Source organism: Christiangramia gaetbulicola, from assembly GCF_003054225.1.
In the GTDB taxonomy this organism is placed as follows: Bacteria; Bacteroidota; Bacteroidia; order Flavobacteriales; family Flavobacteriaceae; genus Christiangramia; species Christiangramia gaetbulicola.
In genome coordinates this window covers 118,977-134,449 of sequence record NZ_QBKQ01000003.1, presented here as the reverse complement: position 1 = coordinate 134,449, position 15,473 = coordinate 118,977, and the positions used below count along the sequence as shown (strand labels likewise).

Sequence of the window (15,473 nt, the reverse complement as noted above, 5' to 3'; positions counted from 1 at the left end):
TCTGACAGATTTCCTTTATAAAAAGTCAAAGCATTATTTTAGGTTAACAGAACCAAACTCAACGAGTTACCCCCGGACTTGTTTTAATTTAAAATCATGTATCGAGTATTAATTGCAGATCATCACCCGATCATTTTAGAGGGTGTAAAATGTGTGCTTCAAAACAATCCGGCGCTTCAGGTTACAGGAAGAGTTGGCAGCGGGACTCAGCTTTTTAGTCAGTTAGACAAGGAAGCTCCAGATGTTTTGATATTAGAATTAGATCTTCCCCAGATAAACGGGATCAACGCTATTAGACGTATTAAGCAGGAATATCCTGAGGTAAAGACACTCATATTCAGTTCTCACCCAGAAGAAATGTATGCCCTAAGTGCTATTAAAGCAGGAGCGGCTGGTTATATTTCTAAACATACAGATAATGAAACTTTAGAGAAAGCGATTTATCAGGTAGCACGTGGTGGAATCTATCTAAATCGTAAGATCACTGAAAAGCTAAACTCAGGAATTTCAAGAGGTAAGAGTTTGATTACAAAATTTAAAAAACTCTCTACCAGAGAAACCGAAGTGCTGAATTTACTTTCATCTGGTAAGCGGAATAAGGATATCGCAGAGGCTCTGGATATAAATGAGAAAACGGTAAGTACCTATAAGACCAGGCTACTTAAAAAGTTAAAGGTTGATAATGTAGCAGACCTCATCACTCAGTCCAGGCTTTTACAGTTAAATACTACATAACCCTGCCCAGCCTGTCTGAAAGTATCGTACTTAAACTGGTATAGCTCATGATCTCCTGGATCATTTCGGTTCTGTTTTCTTCATCAGAATCGGCATCCTTCATTGCCTCAACCAGCTCATTGATCTTTCTGCCAACCAGGTATCTTCTTAGGGATAGAATAGTTTGAGTAACGTATTGTGAAATTCCCTGTTCTTTTTTCTTCACAGGAATATCATGTCTTTCCCAGTCGTGCAATTCGTATTGCTCCTCCTCCATTAGAATATCGGTAAGCTTAACGGCCTGGGATTCTTTTAGTTCATTGATGATCATCTCCACCCCAAACTCGTCTTCAGAGTTCAGTTTTTCTATCAGCAAAAAGAAAAGCTCTTTAAAATCTTCATTGGTAAACTCGATCTCATCTTCCTGCAGATCAAGGAATATTTTTTCAAAAACTTTGGCTTCCTGAACTTCAGATTCATAAACCATTTCACCCTGCTCATTTTGCTTTAAAAGAATATCATGGAATTCACCATCCTGTTTCCCATAAAGCACCAATAAGCTGATGATCTTCCTTTCAAGCTCATAAAGCTGATCAACCTTAGTTTTTTGAGTTTCTTTCTCCTTGACCACTTCCATGCTCCGCTTTTTGGGCTGAGCCGAAGATTTAGGATCTTTATTTTCTATCTGAGCCAGGGAAGCATAAAGCACATCTTCATTAATGTCCATGATCCTTGAACATTCCTGCAGGTAAACTTCCCGCTGAATATTATCTGGGATCTTAGAAATACTGTTTACCATATCCCTGATCAATCCTGCTTTTTTTACCGGATCATTCTTGGCCTCATCCATTAACAGGGAAGCCTTATAGGTGATAAAGTCGTATGAATTTTCCTGAAGAAACTCCCTTAATTCATCTTCAGAATTTGCCCGGGCAAAACTATCTGGATCTTCTCCCTCCGGGAAAGGGCAAACCTTTACATTCATTCCCTGCTCGAGGATAAGATCTATCCCACGTAATGAAGCCCGGGTCCCGGCCGCATCACCATCAAAAAGAACAGTAATATTCTTAGTAAGCCGGTTAATCAATCTTATCTGTTCTGGTGTAAGCGCTGTTCCTGAAGAAGATACTGTATTTTCAATTCCACTTTGATGGAACTGGATCACATCTGTATAACCTTCTACCAGGTAACAATTATCTTCTTTGGCGATCGCCTGTTTGGCATAATAGATTCCATAAAGCACCTTGCTCTTATGGTAGATATCACTCTCTGGTGAATTTAAATATTTAGCGGCTTTTTTGGTATTCGAAAGTATCCTCCCACCAAATCCAAGCACACGACCAGACATGGAATGAATAGGGAACATTACCCTCCCCTTGAACCTATCGAAACGCTTATTTTCTTTTACTATGGTAAGACCTGTCTTCTCAAGATATTCCAGCTTATAGCCATCATCGAGTGCTGTTTTGGTAAAAACCTCCCAATCGTCTGGTGAATATCCAAGGTCAAATTTCTTAATGGTTTCAGGAGTAAAACCTCTTTCCTTAAAATAACTGAGACCAATCGCCTGCCCTTCGTCTGTCTCATGCATGCGCTTTTGAAAGAACTCATTGGCATATTCTGAAACGAGGTACATACTTTCCCGCTCGTTAGCCTGTTCTTTCTGCTCATCACTTTGCTGAGTCTCTTCGACCTCAATATTGTACTTTTTCGCGAGGTATTTAATAGCTTCTGGATACGTAAAATGTTCATGTTCCATCAAGAAAGCCACAACATTCCCTCCCTTCCCACTACTAAAATCTTTCCAGATCTGCTTCACGGGAGAAACCATGAAACTTGGAGAGCGCTCATCTGTAAAAGGACTTAAACCTTTCATGTTGCTCCCCGATTTTTTCAGCTGTACAAAATCACCGATAACCTCCTCTACGCGGGCGGTTTCAAAAACATTATCAATAGTGGTTTTCGAGATCAATTGAAATAGATTTCTTAAAGTTTTCCTGAAATTAGTAAAAAAGACAAGGCTTTAAAAATATGAATTTCATATTTCTAAAGCCCTGCAAAATTACAAATTTATACTGGCTAATTAATCTACATCAAAACGAAGTCCCACGGAAAAATTATGCAGTTCTGGATTGGGATCCTGGAAAATTGGGTTAAGATCGTATTTAGCGTACAGGGTAGCCCAGCCCCAGCCTAAATATCCGCTTAAACCGTAGACAAAATCATTGGTATTATACCCCCCTTTTAATTTATCTTTCTGTTTGTCCCCGTCAATTTTATATTTTAGTTTCTGCCGCTCACCAATAACTACTCCGGCATACCCCCCCAGGCCTACTTTAAATTTTCCTTTCGTAGAATATCTCAGGTAATTCTCAGATTCGGTTTTTGAAGATGGTCCAAATTCAAAATGAAGCGGCACTACAAGCTTATCCATTCTAAACTTTGATTTGTCCAGGTCGTATTCAAAATCTGTCAAGAATGTTTCATCTCCATCCTGAACAAAATACCGGTTATCTGTAGGCTTCAACCCATCGAATTGAAATGAGAAACCATATTTTAAACGCAACCAGTTAGAATTTTTAAAGACCCTTGTTTTCCAGGCCCAGCCCAGCTCGAAAAAACGGCTTCCGCCAATTTTAAAATCGGAATCATTTAATGACTGTCCTTCTTCCAAAGCATTATTGAAACCAGCTGCTATCACCAGGTCACTGGAAGTTCTCTTATCATACTTCTTATTTCGGACGTTATTCACCCGAACAGTGACCACCTTCCCATCATCTCCAAAGGCGATGTAACCGGTTTCGTTTTCATTACGCTCATCGAATTCATATTCATTTTCCATGATGGCGATGCGGTTTTCAATATTTTTAGCATGAAGTTCTGCAGCCTCTTTTTTCAAAGCCTCAGCCTGCCCCGGAGTTACCTCTCCTTCTTCCAGAAGTTTATTTAACTTTTCAACTTTGATCCTGAGCTTTTCCTTTTCTTCTTTAATGATCTCTTCTCTTTTAGACTCCAGGATCTCTTCCTTACTTTTTTTTTGTTCTTCCTGGCAATAGGCGTAATTACTTGAAAAAGTGAATAAGGCCAGCGTAAAATAAATAATGATAGATTTCATAGTTCGATTGTTTTAGTTTTCCTCAGATTAAGACAAAAGTCTTCCTCATCAGGTTTTGATTGATGAATGACCCTTTCGGGATTGTTGTTATTTAAATGATTATTTGATTACTCGTTTCTGGTGGCCACAGCGGTCTTAGCCTTTAAAAATTCCTCTTTCAGAAAATCGAAAACTTCTTTTCTAAAAGACTGGTCTACCTCGTATTCCACATCGGCTAATAAAGCATCTGCACTCACAGCACCTTCAGAATACAGATTTCTTTGATCACTAATCTCCATCGCTGCCTCCGTAAGAAGTGCGTCTACCTCAGCATTCGTTAGATCTCCCGATTGTTCCTGCTCATTTTTGATCTTCTGCAGAACCTCCTGCACCTTGGTAGACAATTCAGTTGAAGAATTTTCAGCGATCACCGCAGGCTCTATAGAAATTGGTTTTATCAGCTGTCGCTTGGAGGAAGGTTTCGAGATAACCTCCTCTATTTTTTCAGCTTTCACTGGATTTGTATTCTCGGCTACTTTTTGTTCTTCTTCAACAGGTTGCGGAGCTATTATTTCAGACCTTTTCTCATCCGGGATATTCTGTTCGACTTTTTCTTCTGAAGCTACCTGAACCGGTTCTTTAAAAGGCTTATTATTATCCTTTTTGTCGATCATATCTTCGGAAGGAGTATTAACTACCGGGTAAGTATTGTGCTGTTGCTGATCTATATAAAGAGTGCTCGCGATAAGCAAAACCACTACCGCAGCAATTACTGATATCCATAGTTTCCTCCCTGAACTTTTTTCAGAATCATCAAGCCTGGAACTCAATTTATCCCAGCTACCGGACGATGGCTGAATTTCTCTCTCATCCAGCTTCTCCTTTACATGCTCTTCAAATTTAATTGGCGCCATAAACTGATGAATTAATTGTTTTTAATTTATCCTGAAGCATTTTTCGTGCTTTAAATAACTGGGATTTTGAAGTCCCTTCAGTAATATCAAGCATTTTCGCAATTTCTGCATGCTTGTAACCTTCTACCGCATACATCACAAAGACCATTTTATAACCTTCAGGCAAAGCGTCTATGATAGTTTGTATATCGGCCACATCCATTTTTGAATTTATATTGTTAAAGACCTCTTCATTTTCAAATCCCAGATCTTCCTGAAATTCCAGTTTTTTATGCTGCCTTAAAAAGGAAATTGATTCCCTAACCATGATCCTTCTAATCCAGCCTTCGAAACTGCCATCCTCTTTAAAATCCTTCAGATGTTTAAAAACCTTAAAGAACCCGTTAAGCATTGCTTCTTCTGCGTGATGAATATCTTTGATATACTGCCGGCAAACGCTCAACATCTTAGGTGAATGCTTTTCATAGATCCTTTGCTGAGCATCACGGTTTCCCGCCGATGCTCTTTTTATCAAAGAGGATTCATTTTTAAAAAGCTGTATAACTTTCACCATTTTCACAAGGCCTTCTATTTATATAGACGTAGGAAAGTTACAAAAGGTTGCCTGAGGTTTTAAATTTTTTAATTTTTTTCGGTTTAGCCTCTCAATTTCTTATCTCGTATCTTTGCAGCAGAATAATTTTTATGGCAGAAGAAGTTCGAATAAACAAGTATTTAAGTCAGTTAGGATATTGCTCGAGAAGGGAAGCAGATAAGCTGATAGATCAGGGTAGAATTACTATTAATGACAAGGTTCCGGAAATGGGAACCAAGGTCACTCCCGGTGACCTGGTAAAAGTTGATGGCAAACCTGTTTCAAAAGAAGAACTTAAAGAACCCAATGTTTATATCGCCTTTAATAAACCCGTAGGTATCGTTTGCACTACAGATACCAGGGTAGAAAAGGACAATATCATCGATTACATCAACTATCCAAAGAGGATATTTCCCATTGGCCGTCTGGACAAACCCAGTGAGGGACTTATTTTTCTCACCAACGATGGGGATATTGTAAATAAGATTCTTCGCGCCCGCAACAACCATGAAAAAGAATACGTGGTATCGGTCAACAAACCTATCACTTCAGAATTTATCAGGAAAATGTCATCTGGTGTTCCTATTCTGGATACGGTAACCCGGGAATGCGAGGTTGAAAAACTTGGTCATCATACCTTCAGAATTATTTTAACGCAAGGACTCAACCGGCAGATTCGTAGAATGTGCGAATTTTTAGGCTATGAAGTTACCTCCTTAAAAAGAATAAGGATCATGAACGTATCCCTGGATATTCCGGTAGGTGAATGGCGAGATCTAACTCCAGAAGAATTAAAAACCATAAATGATCTTACCGACGAATCTACCAAGACCGAAGAAGGCTCCCTTATAGAAAACACTCCAAAAAAGGAGAATCCCAGGAGAGGAAAACGTCCCAGGAAACCTAAATCTTAACAGAGAATTAGCTTAGGCAACTAGATGGTTGTGATTGGTTCTTATTAATTTAGGTCGCTTGTAATCCGGGCAAATATTTTATCTTTAAACCTATAAGATTAACCAATTAAGTATGAAAGTACAACCATTTCACCTTGCCATCCCTGTTTCAGATCTTGAAAAATGTCGAAAATTCTACAAGGAAACGCTTGGTTGCGGCGAAGGTCGCAGTAGTGATCACTGGGTAGATTTTAATTTCTTCGGCCATCAACTGGTAATCCACTACCAGGATCCACAGGAAACAAAAGAATCTACTTCCAATCCAGTTGACGGAAAGGAAGTGCCGGTTCCACATTTTGGAGTTGTTTTGCAATGGGATGTTTTTCATGAATTCGCAAAGCTGCTGAAATCCAAGGATATTAACTTTATCATAGAGCCCTATATTAGATTTGAAGGTAAACCTGGTGAACAGGCCACGATGTTTTTCAAAGATCCTTCAGGGAATGCTCTTGAATTCAAGGCCTTTAAAGACATGAGCCAGCTTTTTGCTACATAACAGCAACATTTAAAACCAGCCAACCAACCAAAAATGGATAGACTCAAACCGTCTTTAGTACGCCAGATATTTGTTCTGTTACTAATACTATTTCTAGTAGTATTAATAGTATCAGAAATTCTTCCATATCTCTCGGGAGTTCTTGGAGCGGTTACTCTCTATGTGATCTTGAAAGGCTGGATGAAAAAATTATTAGACCGGGGGTGGAAACCACCATTGGCAGCTTCTTTATTAATGGCAGCTTCTTTTGTGGGGATCTTAATACCAGTAACGCTTATTGCGATCATGCTAACCTCAAAAATAGGTAAGGCTGTAGCAAACTCTGAGCGGGTTCTAAGCGCCCTTAAACTACAATTGACCAACATAGAAAATACTATAGGGTATAACTTAAGTTCCAGTATAGATACCTCCTCTGTGACCAACTGGATCTCATCTAATCTCCAGAATCTTGCCGGCGGGACCTTTAATGCATTTATAGCTATAGGTATCATGTATTTTATGCTGTACTACATGCTAACCAACCGGCAGTCTTTAAGGGAATCTATGCTTACCTATATCCCTTTAGGAAAAGACAATTTAAGGATCATAGGAGACGAAAGTAACCAGCTAGTAAAGTCAAATGCCCTGGGAATTCCCCTGGTTGCATTTGTACAGGGAATCATTGCCCTGATTGGGTTCCTAATATTCGGCGTCCCGGATCCATTCTTCTGGTTTGTAATTACCGCTATTGGATCTATGATCCCTTTTATTGGAACAGCCATAGGTATTATTCCAGCTGCAATACTACTTTTTGCACAAGGCAGCGACTTCCAGGGAATTGCATTACTTATATACGGATTCGTGGTGGTAGGATCTACAGATAATATCATTAGGCTTTATGTTCTGGAAAGGCTCGCCAGCGTGCATCCATTAATTACCCTTTTTGGGGTGATCGTGGGAGTGCCATTATTTGGCTTTATAGGCTTAATATTCGGGCCGTTGCTTATATCACTTTTCATTCTTATTTTGAGGATATATAAAAAGGAATACGGGAACGCACATCACAGATTATAGACATTTAAATCTTAAACATATGTTTGGAAAAAAGAAAAATACGATCGACGAGGATTTTGTAAAAACCGAAGTTACAAAGATCGATGAAGACGATGTTACTATTGCTATGGACAGTAAGGAAGAGATCGATAAAAAGATAAATAACTCCGGCTTACTTCAGAAATATAGTGAGCTTGGTAAAGTTATGTTTGGAATGCTGAAAGATTATAGAAAAGGAGTTTATACAAAAGTTCCGTGGTTTACGATCGCCACTATCGCTTTTGCTTTTTTATACATTTTAAATCCCTTAGATATTATTCCAGATTTTATTCCTGGGCTAGGATATATCGATGACCTTGGAGTTCTCACTTTCGGACTCAGATTTATTGAATCTGATCTTCACAATTACCTGGACTGGAAACTTGAACAGCAGGACGCGTAAAAAAAAAGAGGGAATTTAAATTCCCTCTTTTTTTTTATTTCAATTTAGCGTCTAAGGCTCGTTTATTATGTCTTTCCCTGGCGAGAAGTGTGTTCTTCAACAGCATTGAAACCGTCATAGGCCCTACTCCTCCCGGAACCGGGGTAATATAAGAAGCACGTTTACTTACGTTCTCAAAATCCACATCTCCCTTGATCACATAACCTCTCTCAGCCTCATCATCTGGAACCCTGGTGATTCCAACATCGATGATCACTGCATCATCCTTGATCATTTCAGCTTTAAGAAAGTCTGGTATACCCACGGCAATAATGATAATATCTGCCTGTGAAGTCACCTGGGTGATATTCCTGGTAAACTCATGGGTTAGAGTTACTGTTGAGTTTCCTGGAAAACCACTTCTTCCCATCAGGATACTCATTGGCCTTCCCACGATATAACTTCTTCCAATAACCACGGTATGTTTTCCTTTGGTTGGAATGTCGTAACGTTCCAGCAATTCAAGAATACCAAAAGGTGTAGCAGGGATAAAACTGGTCATATCCAGAGCCATTTTTCCGAAGTTTGTTGGATGGAATCCATCAACATCTTTATCGGGATCCACGGCATTCAATACTTTTTGAGTATCGATCTGTGGAGGTAATGGAAGCTGAACAATAAAACCATCGATCTCATCATTCTGATTAAGCTCTTCGATCTTATCCAGTAATTCCAGTTCACTAACCGTATTTGGAAGCCGGTATAATGAAGATTCAAAACCTACTCTCTCGCAAGCCTTTACTTTACTGTTCACGTAGGTCATACTCGCTCCATCCTTACCAACAATGATTGCAGCAAGATGCGGAACTTTTTCTCCACGTTTTTTGATTTTGGTAACCTCGGCAGCAATTTCATCCTTGATGTCATTACTGATCTTTTTACCGTCGAGAATTGTCATTAATAGTTGTGTGTTAGTTGTTGTGTGTATAGGTAGAGAAAGAAATTATTGCATTCCCTTCATCATTTGCATCATTTTACGGCCTCCGCCACCTTGCATCATCTTCATCATTTTACCCATCTGGTTGAATTGCTTCAATAACTGGTTCACTTCCTGAACCGTAGTTCCAGAACCTTTAGCAATTCTTTTCTTTCTGCTGGCGTTTATAACTTTAGGCTCGCTTCTTTCTAAAGGTGTCATCGAGTGAATGATCGCTTCAATTCCCTTGAAGGCGTCATCATCGATATCTACATCTTTAAGCATCTTACCTGCTCCCGGGATCATTCCAAGAAGATCTTTCATAGACCCCATTTTCTTGATCTGCTGAAGCTGATTTAGGAAGTCATCAAATCCGAATTTATTCTTCGCGATCTTTTTCTGAAGTTTCCTTGCTTCCTCTTCATCATATTGCTCCTGTGCTCTTTCAACAAGAGATACAACATCTCCCATCCCCAGGATCCTGTCGGCCATACGGGAAGGATAAAATATATCTATAGCATCCATCTTTTCACCGGTACCGATGAATTTGATAGGTTTATTTACAACAGATTTAATAGAGATCGCGGCACCACCACGAGTATCACCATCTAACTTGGTAAGGATCACCCCATCGAAATTAAGTCTTTCGTTGAAGGTCTTTGCCGTATTTACAGCATCCTGACCAGTCATGGAGTCCACTACGAACAAGGTTTCGTGTGGTTGTATTGCTTCATGAATATTTGAGATCTCGGTCATCATCCCCTCATCTACAGCAAGACGACCCGCGGTATCAATGATCACGACATTATGTCCATTCTCTTTGGCGTAAGCGATCGCATCTTTAGAGATGGCAACCGGATCCTGATTTCCTTCATCTGAATAAACCTCAACACCAACCTGCTCACCAACTACGTGTAACTGGTTGATCGCCGCCGGACGGTAAACGTCACAGGCAACCAAAAGTGGCTTTTTGGTCTTTTTATTTTTCAGGAAATTTGCCAGTTTACCAGAGAAAGTGGTTTTACCACTACCCTGCAGACCAGACATCAGGATTATTGAAGGATTTCCGGAAAGATTTATACCTTCAGCCTCACCACCCATTAATTCTGTAAGCTCGTCTTTAACAAGCTTCACCATCAACTGTCCTGGCTTAAGAGTAGTTAAAACGTTCTGTCCAAGAGCTTTTTCCTTTACCGTGTTGGTAAATTCCTTGGCGATCTTGTAATTAACATCGGCATCAACCAGCGCTCTTCTTACCTCTTTAAGGCTTTCAGCAACGTTTATTTCTGTAATTTGCCCGTGTCCTTTCAGGACGTGAAAGGCATTATCTAACTTATCGCTTAAATTATCAAACATAATCTTTCCTGTAGTTTTATTCTATTGCTGCGAGGCAGCGAATTGCAAATTTAATGATTTGAAGCTGAAGTATAAAGTTCATCTTCCAAAATTCATTTCTTTTCAATTTAGATGCTGAAACATATTCAGCATAACGAAATTCGTACTTCGTAATTCCAAATTTATTTTTCCAATTACATTCTTTCCGGAACTTCAATTCCCAGAAGCTTAAATGCCGATTTTATGACATTAGCCACCAGTCTCGATAACTGAACCCGGAATACCTTTTCATCTTCATTTTCTATTCCAAGGATCTGGACATTCTGATAAAATGAATTGAATGACTTCACTAACTCATAAGTATAATTAGCAATCAATGCCGGAGAATGATTTTCTGCAGCCAGAGCAATAGTTTCAGGGAATAACTGAAGCTGCTTGATCAATTCCTTTTCTTTCTCATGGAAACTGAAATCTTTAGAAAGATCTGCGGTAGTATCAAATTCTGCTTTTCTTAGGATTGACTGAATACGGGCATAGGTATACTGAATAAATGGTCCCGTATTTCCTTGAAAATCGACAGATTCTTCCGGATTAAACAGAATTCGTTTCCTAGGATCTACTTTAAGTATGTAATATTTAAGAGCTCCCAAACCAATAATCCTGTAAAGTTCTTCTTTTTCGGTTTCAGAATACCCGTCAAGTTTGCCAAGTTCTTCTGAAATACTTTTAGCCGTTGCGGCCATTTCTTTAATAAGATCATCGGCATCTACAACGGTTCCTTCACGGCTTTTCATTTTTCCGCTAGGAAGATCCACCATTCCGTAACTTAAATGGTAAAGAGCATCTGCCCAGTCATAACCAAGCTTTTTAAGAATGAGGAACAATACTTTAAAATGATATTCCTGCTCGTTACCTACGGTATAAACCATCTGGTTAATATCGAAATCTGCAAATCTCTGGATTGCGGTCCCAATATCCTGCGTCATATAAACAGCGGTGCCGTCGCTTCTAAGAACGATCTTTTCGTCAAGCCCTTCATCACTCAGATCAATCCAGACACTGCCATCTTCTTTTTTAAAGAACACTCCGTCTTCAAGACCTTTCTGAACATTGTCTTTTCCTAAAAGGTAGGTTTCACTTTCGTAATAGTTCTTATCAAAATCAACCCCAAGAGCATCATAGGTTTTCTCAAATCCGTCGTAAACCCACTGGTTCATGGTAGACCATAATTTCACCACTTCAGGATCGTTCGCTTCCCACTTTCTAAGCATTTCCTGGGCTTCGACGAAAATTGGAGCCTGGGCTTTTGCTTCATCTTCAGACTTACCTTCTTCCTGAAGTTGAGCAATCTCTTTCTTATATTCCTGATCGAATTTTACATAGTAATTTCCAACCAGCTTATCTCCCTTCAATCCCGTGGACTCCGGAGTTTCTCCATTACCAAATTTCTGCCATGCCACCATGGATTTGCAAATATGAATCCCACGGTCATTGATCACCTGCACCTTGTAAACTTCGTTACCGGCTGCTTTCAAAATTTCAGAAACAGAATATCCTAAAAGGTTATTCCTAATGTGCCCCAGGTGAAGCGGTTTATTGGTATTTGGAGAAGAATATTCAACCATAATTCCGCTGGCATCGCTTTGCGGAAGCAGAATTCCAAAATCTTCACGATCTCTTACGTCGTTAAAAAAGTTGATGTAATATTTGTCGCTGATCACGATATTCAGGAATCCCTGGATCACATTATAAGCGGCCACTTCCTCTACCTCAGCCTCAAAATACTTACCAATAGTATCGGCCAATTGAGCCGGATTGGTTTTGATCTGCTTCAGCATAGGGAAAACCACCAAAGTGATATCGCCTTCAAAATCCTTACGTGTAGGTTGAAATTCGATGTTTTCAGGTTCTACTTCATAATGCTTCTTGACAGCTTCGTTAACTTTTGAGGCAAGAATTTGTTCAATATTCATTTTCCTATGCTTTTTGGCTTATTTCCACTAATTAAGTGCGCAAAGATAAAAAGAATTGGAGTTTCGAGAGCCAGGCTTTGTGCTCAAATCCTTATATTTAGGAAAAAAGAAATGCTAGTTAATATTTCCTACAATCGGCCGGCGATCTCAGACAAAATTAATAATGAGGTGGGAAAGCCATTTACCCTTTTTGAAAGAGTCAAACTCAAAGGAACGGGTTCTCCAAAATTACATATCACTTCTACGAGCATCGATATTCACAACCTGCTTATTCTAGACAATAATGCCAATGTTTGTAATGTTGAAATGCGCAATAATGGTATTATCGTAATGTTCAGGTCTATCCTGGAAACCTATGCTTTAGTGATTCCCTATTATAAACTTAATCTTTACAAGGGTAAATCTGAAGAATACAGCATCTATAAAGATCATCATTTTATTAAGGTGAAAGCAGATAAACCGGGCATTCATAAATTTTTCAAGAAGATCCTGGATTATAAATCAGACAACGCGCCTACCCAAGTAGAAGACCTGTAATAATCTTTTGTTTACAAATAGAGATTTTTAATACTCTTTGCTTAACGCAAAGTTGATTTCATTTTAATTTTTCTCAGGAAAAGCTGACGCAATTTTGCTGAAAAAATCAATGGAATTATTCATATACGTTTTCGCAGCATTATTCTCTGTTATTAATCCCCTTGGAACCGTTCCAATTTTTGTGGGTCTTACCAAAGAAGATACAAAAGCCGAAAGGTCGAAAACTTCAATTTTAACCGCAGTCAATATTTTCGTGATCCTGCTTATCAGCTTTTTTACGGGAAGATATATTTTAAATTTCTTCGGAATAAGTCTTGATTCCCTGAGAATAGCAGGCGGGCTCATCATCACGACTTCAGGTTTTGCCTTACTTACCGGCTCATTCTCAAAACATAAAGGAATGGATAAACCGAAGGTAAAAGAAGATGCCTATCAAAGGGATGGTGTATCGCTTACCCCGCTGGCAATACCAATGCTGGCCGGCCCGGGATCGATTTCATTTTTAATAGGACTTTACCAGGAATATCAATCCTGGAATGATAAATTGATCGCAGTTGCAGCCATATTCGGGGTTTGCCTGGCTACTCTACTGGTATTAAGAAGTTCTCATTATATAGTCGCAATGCTGGGAGCATCTGGAATTAACGCTATTTCCAGGATCATAGGCTTCATTGTAATTGCGATAGGGGTAGAATATATAAGTTCATCTGTAATGAACATTCTGAACAGCGTTTTTAACTGATCATCTTTTATTGAAAGCAAGACCTCCAATAAGGGAAAGCAAACCAAAAACGATCATGGCATAAGATTGCGTGTTATCACCATGGGCTTCAAATTGTAACGGACCTGCATCTATAGCAAATTCAGGTGTTACCAGGTTATAAACTCCATATCCAACAAGTCCCACTCCTATTATAAGTAAGACAAATTTCAACACGTTATTCATTTAATAAAGTTTTACTAATCTGGGGTGAAAGTAAGAATTAAATCTCTAATTTGAATTTCAAATTCTTCAAATGCGGATATTAGTTACCGGTGCCAATGGTTATATAGGAATGAGGCTACTGCCCCAATTACTTGAGCAGGGCCATGAGGTTGTTTGCGCCGTTCGTAACAAAGACAGGTTTACTTCTGTAGAAGAACTCAAGCAAAAAGTAGAGATCGTTGAATTAGATTTTCTGGAAGATACCAAAGCTCCTGAAAAGATCAGGAATATCGATGTCGCCTATTATCTAATACATTCCATGACTGCCTCTACCAGTGATTTTGATAAGCAGGAGGCTTTAGCAGCGAAGAATTTTAATAAGATGATGGCCGAAACTTCGGTGAACCAGGTCATCTACCTAAGTGGGATCATCAATGAAGAAAAACTTTCTAAACATTTAAAATCCAGAAAAGCGGTAGAAGAGATCCTGTACAAAGGAGATTTTAATTTAACTGTTTTAAGAGCTGCGATCATTGTAGGATCTGGTAGTTCTTCTTTCGAGATCATTAGAGATCTCTGCGAAAAGTTACCCTTAATGGTTACGCCAAAATGGGTGAAAACTAAATCACAGCCTATTGCCATTCGAAATATCATACAATTTCTCACCGGGGTCATTGGCCGCGAGGATTGTTACAATGAATCCTTTGATGTTGGTGGTCCAGATGTACTCACCTACCAGGAAATGATGGAGCAATATGCCGAAGTTCGCGGTTTAAAGATCTGGATATTCGGGGTGCCTTTCATGTCTCCCAAATTAAGTTCCTACTGGTTATATTTTGTAACCTCAACATCTTACCGCCTGGCGCAGAATTTAGTTGACAGCATGTCTGTAGAGGTCATTACCAGGGATACAAGACTACAGGAAATGCTGGATATTGAAATGATCCCCTATAAAGAAGCGATAAGGCTTGCGTTTTATAAGATAGAGCAAAATGAAGTAATATCTAGCTGGAAAGATTCATTAAGCAGTGGAAGGTTTAGAAAGGAGTTAAACAAATATGTGCAGATCCCGAAATATGGCTGTATGCAGGATAAAAAATCTGTAAAGGTGGATGATCCGGAAGAAACTTTAGAAAGGGTTTGGGCCATAGGTGGTCTTACCGGATGGTATTACGGTAACTGGCTCTGGAAAGTAAGAGGATACCTGGATAAGCTTGCCGGCGGTGTGGGATTGCGCAGAGGAAGAACCAACCCGAATAAGATCAATGCCGGAGATTCACTGGATTTCTGGAGAGTCTTACTCGCCGATAAAGAAGAGAAAAGATTATTGCTTTTTGCCGAAATGAAAGTTCCCGGGGAAGCCTGGTTGGAATTTAAAATAGACGATAATAATGTTCTGCATCAAAATGCCACTTTCAGGCCAAAAGGATTACTGGGACGAGCTTACTGGTATGCAATGTATCCTTTTCACTTTTTCATTTTTGAAGGTATGATCAACAGAATTGCCAGGGGTAAGAAAAAAACCTAAT

The 15,473-nt window shown here is 39.2% G+C and carries 16 protein-coding genes; 8 read left to right on the top strand and 8 right to left on the bottom strand.

All coding sequences use genetic code 11. The annotated features are described in order from the left end of the window. Nucleotides 1–96 precede the first annotated feature (96 nt). On the top strand, nt 97–735 hold the full coding sequence (locus C8P64_RS12075; RefSeq protein WP_108172344.1) for a response regulator: 639 nt from the start codon (nt 97–99) through the stop codon (nt 733–735). Here the strand turns inward: C8P64_RS12075 and dnaG are convergent. The 4 genes from dnaG to C8P64_RS12055 form a co-directional block, all read right to left on the bottom strand. Beyond that, nucleotides 728–2,686: a DNA primase gene (dnaG, locus tag C8P64_RS12070; protein ID WP_108172343.1), complete on the bottom strand. Its 1,959-nt coding sequence runs from the start codon at nt 2,684–2,686 to the stop codon at nt 728–730. The two genes, C8P64_RS12075 and dnaG, sit on opposite strands and share 8 nt — an antisense overlap. Before the next feature lie 111 nt (nt 2,687–2,797). After that, nucleotides 2,798–3,829 carry a hypothetical protein gene (locus C8P64_RS12065; RefSeq protein ID WP_108172342.1) on the bottom strand — a complete coding sequence of 344 codons (1,032 nt, stop codon included), beginning with the start codon at nt 3,827–3,829 and terminating at the stop codon, nt 2,798–2,800. A gap of 107 nt (nt 3,830–3,936) precedes the next feature. After that, the gene (locus C8P64_RS12060) at nt 3,937–4,722 is read right to left on the bottom strand and encodes a hypothetical protein (RefSeq protein ID WP_108172341.1); all 786 of its coding nucleotides are present in this window, start codon (nt 4,720–4,722) and stop codon (nt 3,937–3,939) included. Next, nucleotides 4,709–5,272 carry an RNA polymerase sigma factor gene (locus C8P64_RS12055; protein ID WP_170106672.1) on the bottom strand — a complete coding sequence of 188 codons (564 nt, stop codon included), beginning with the start codon at nt 5,270–5,272 and terminating at the stop codon, nt 4,709–4,711. Before C8P64_RS12055 ends, C8P64_RS12060 begins: the two co-directional genes overlap by 14 nt. Before the next feature lie 134 nt (nt 5,273–5,406). Between C8P64_RS12055 and rluF the strand changes: the two genes are divergently transcribed. The 4 genes from rluF to C8P64_RS12035 all read left to right on the top strand — a co-directional run bounded on the left by rluF (nt 5,407) and on the right by C8P64_RS12035 (nt 8,219). Then, the gene (gene rluF / locus C8P64_RS12050; protein WP_108172339.1) at nt 5,407–6,210 is read left to right on the top strand and encodes a 23S rRNA pseudouridine(2604) synthase RluF; all 804 of its coding nucleotides are present in this window, start codon (nt 5,407–5,409) and stop codon (nt 6,208–6,210) included. A 112-nt stretch (nt 6,211–6,322) separates the two neighbouring features. Then, complete coding sequence (locus C8P64_RS12045; RefSeq protein WP_108172338.1) at nt 6,323–6,745, top strand: VOC family protein; 423 nt, start codon at nt 6,323–6,325, stop codon at nt 6,743–6,745. A gap of 33 nt (nt 6,746–6,778) precedes the next feature. After that, entirely contained in the window at nt 6,779–7,798 is a 1,020-nt protein-coding gene (locus C8P64_RS12040; RefSeq protein ID WP_108172337.1) for an AI-2E family transporter, read from the top strand. Between the two features lie 19 nt (nt 7,799–7,817). Beyond that, on the top strand, nt 7,818–8,219 hold the full coding sequence (locus C8P64_RS12035; RefSeq protein ID WP_108172336.1) for a YkvA family protein: 402 nt from the start codon (nt 7,818–7,820) through the stop codon (nt 8,217–8,219). A gap of 34 nt (nt 8,220–8,253) precedes the next feature. Here the strand turns inward: C8P64_RS12035 and C8P64_RS12030 are convergent, their stop codons facing one another. The 3 genes from C8P64_RS12030 to argS form a co-directional block, all read right to left on the bottom strand. Beyond that, nucleotides 8,254–9,156, bottom strand: coding sequence for a bifunctional 5,10-methylenetetrahydrofolate dehydrogenase/5,10-methenyltetrahydrofolate cyclohydrolase (locus tag C8P64_RS12030; RefSeq protein WP_108172335.1), 903 nt, complete (start codon nt 9,154–9,156; stop codon nt 8,254–8,256). Nucleotides 9,157–9,201: 45 nt separating this feature from the next. Further along, nucleotides 9,202–10,530, bottom strand: a complete 1,329-nt coding sequence (ffh, locus tag C8P64_RS12025; RefSeq protein ID WP_108172334.1) for a signal recognition particle protein — start codon at nt 10,528–10,530, stop codon at nt 9,202–9,204. A 173-nt stretch (nt 10,531–10,703) separates the two neighbouring features. After that, on the bottom strand, nt 10,704–12,482 hold the full coding sequence (argS, locus tag C8P64_RS12015; protein WP_108172332.1) for an arginine--tRNA ligase: 1,779 nt from the start codon (nt 12,480–12,482) through the stop codon (nt 10,704–10,706). A gap of 111 nt (nt 12,483–12,593) precedes the next feature. On the opposite strand from argS, the gene C8P64_RS12010 reads away from it, so the two are divergent. Continuing rightward, nucleotides 12,594–13,019 carry a hypothetical protein gene (locus C8P64_RS12010; protein ID WP_108172950.1) on the top strand — a complete coding sequence of 142 codons (426 nt, stop codon included), beginning with the start codon at nt 12,594–12,596 and terminating at the stop codon, nt 13,017–13,019. 109 nt (nt 13,020–13,128) lie between these two features. Beyond that, complete coding sequence (locus tag C8P64_RS12005) at nt 13,129–13,761, top strand: MarC family NAAT transporter (RefSeq protein WP_108172331.1); 633 nt, start codon at nt 13,129–13,131, stop codon at nt 13,759–13,761. On the opposite strand, the gene C8P64_RS12000 is transcribed toward C8P64_RS12005, so the two are convergent. Continuing rightward, nucleotides 13,762–13,965 carry a hypothetical protein gene (locus C8P64_RS12000; RefSeq protein ID WP_108172330.1) on the bottom strand — a complete coding sequence of 68 codons (204 nt, stop codon included), beginning with the start codon at nt 13,963–13,965 and terminating at the stop codon, nt 13,762–13,764. Between the two features lie 70 nt (nt 13,966–14,035). On the opposite strand from C8P64_RS12000, the gene C8P64_RS11995 reads away from it, so the two are divergent. Then, nucleotides 14,036–15,472, top strand: a complete 1,437-nt coding sequence (locus C8P64_RS11995) for an SDR family oxidoreductase (RefSeq protein ID WP_108172329.1) — start codon at nt 14,036–14,038, stop codon at nt 15,470–15,472. Nucleotide 15,473: the final 1 nt, after the last annotated feature.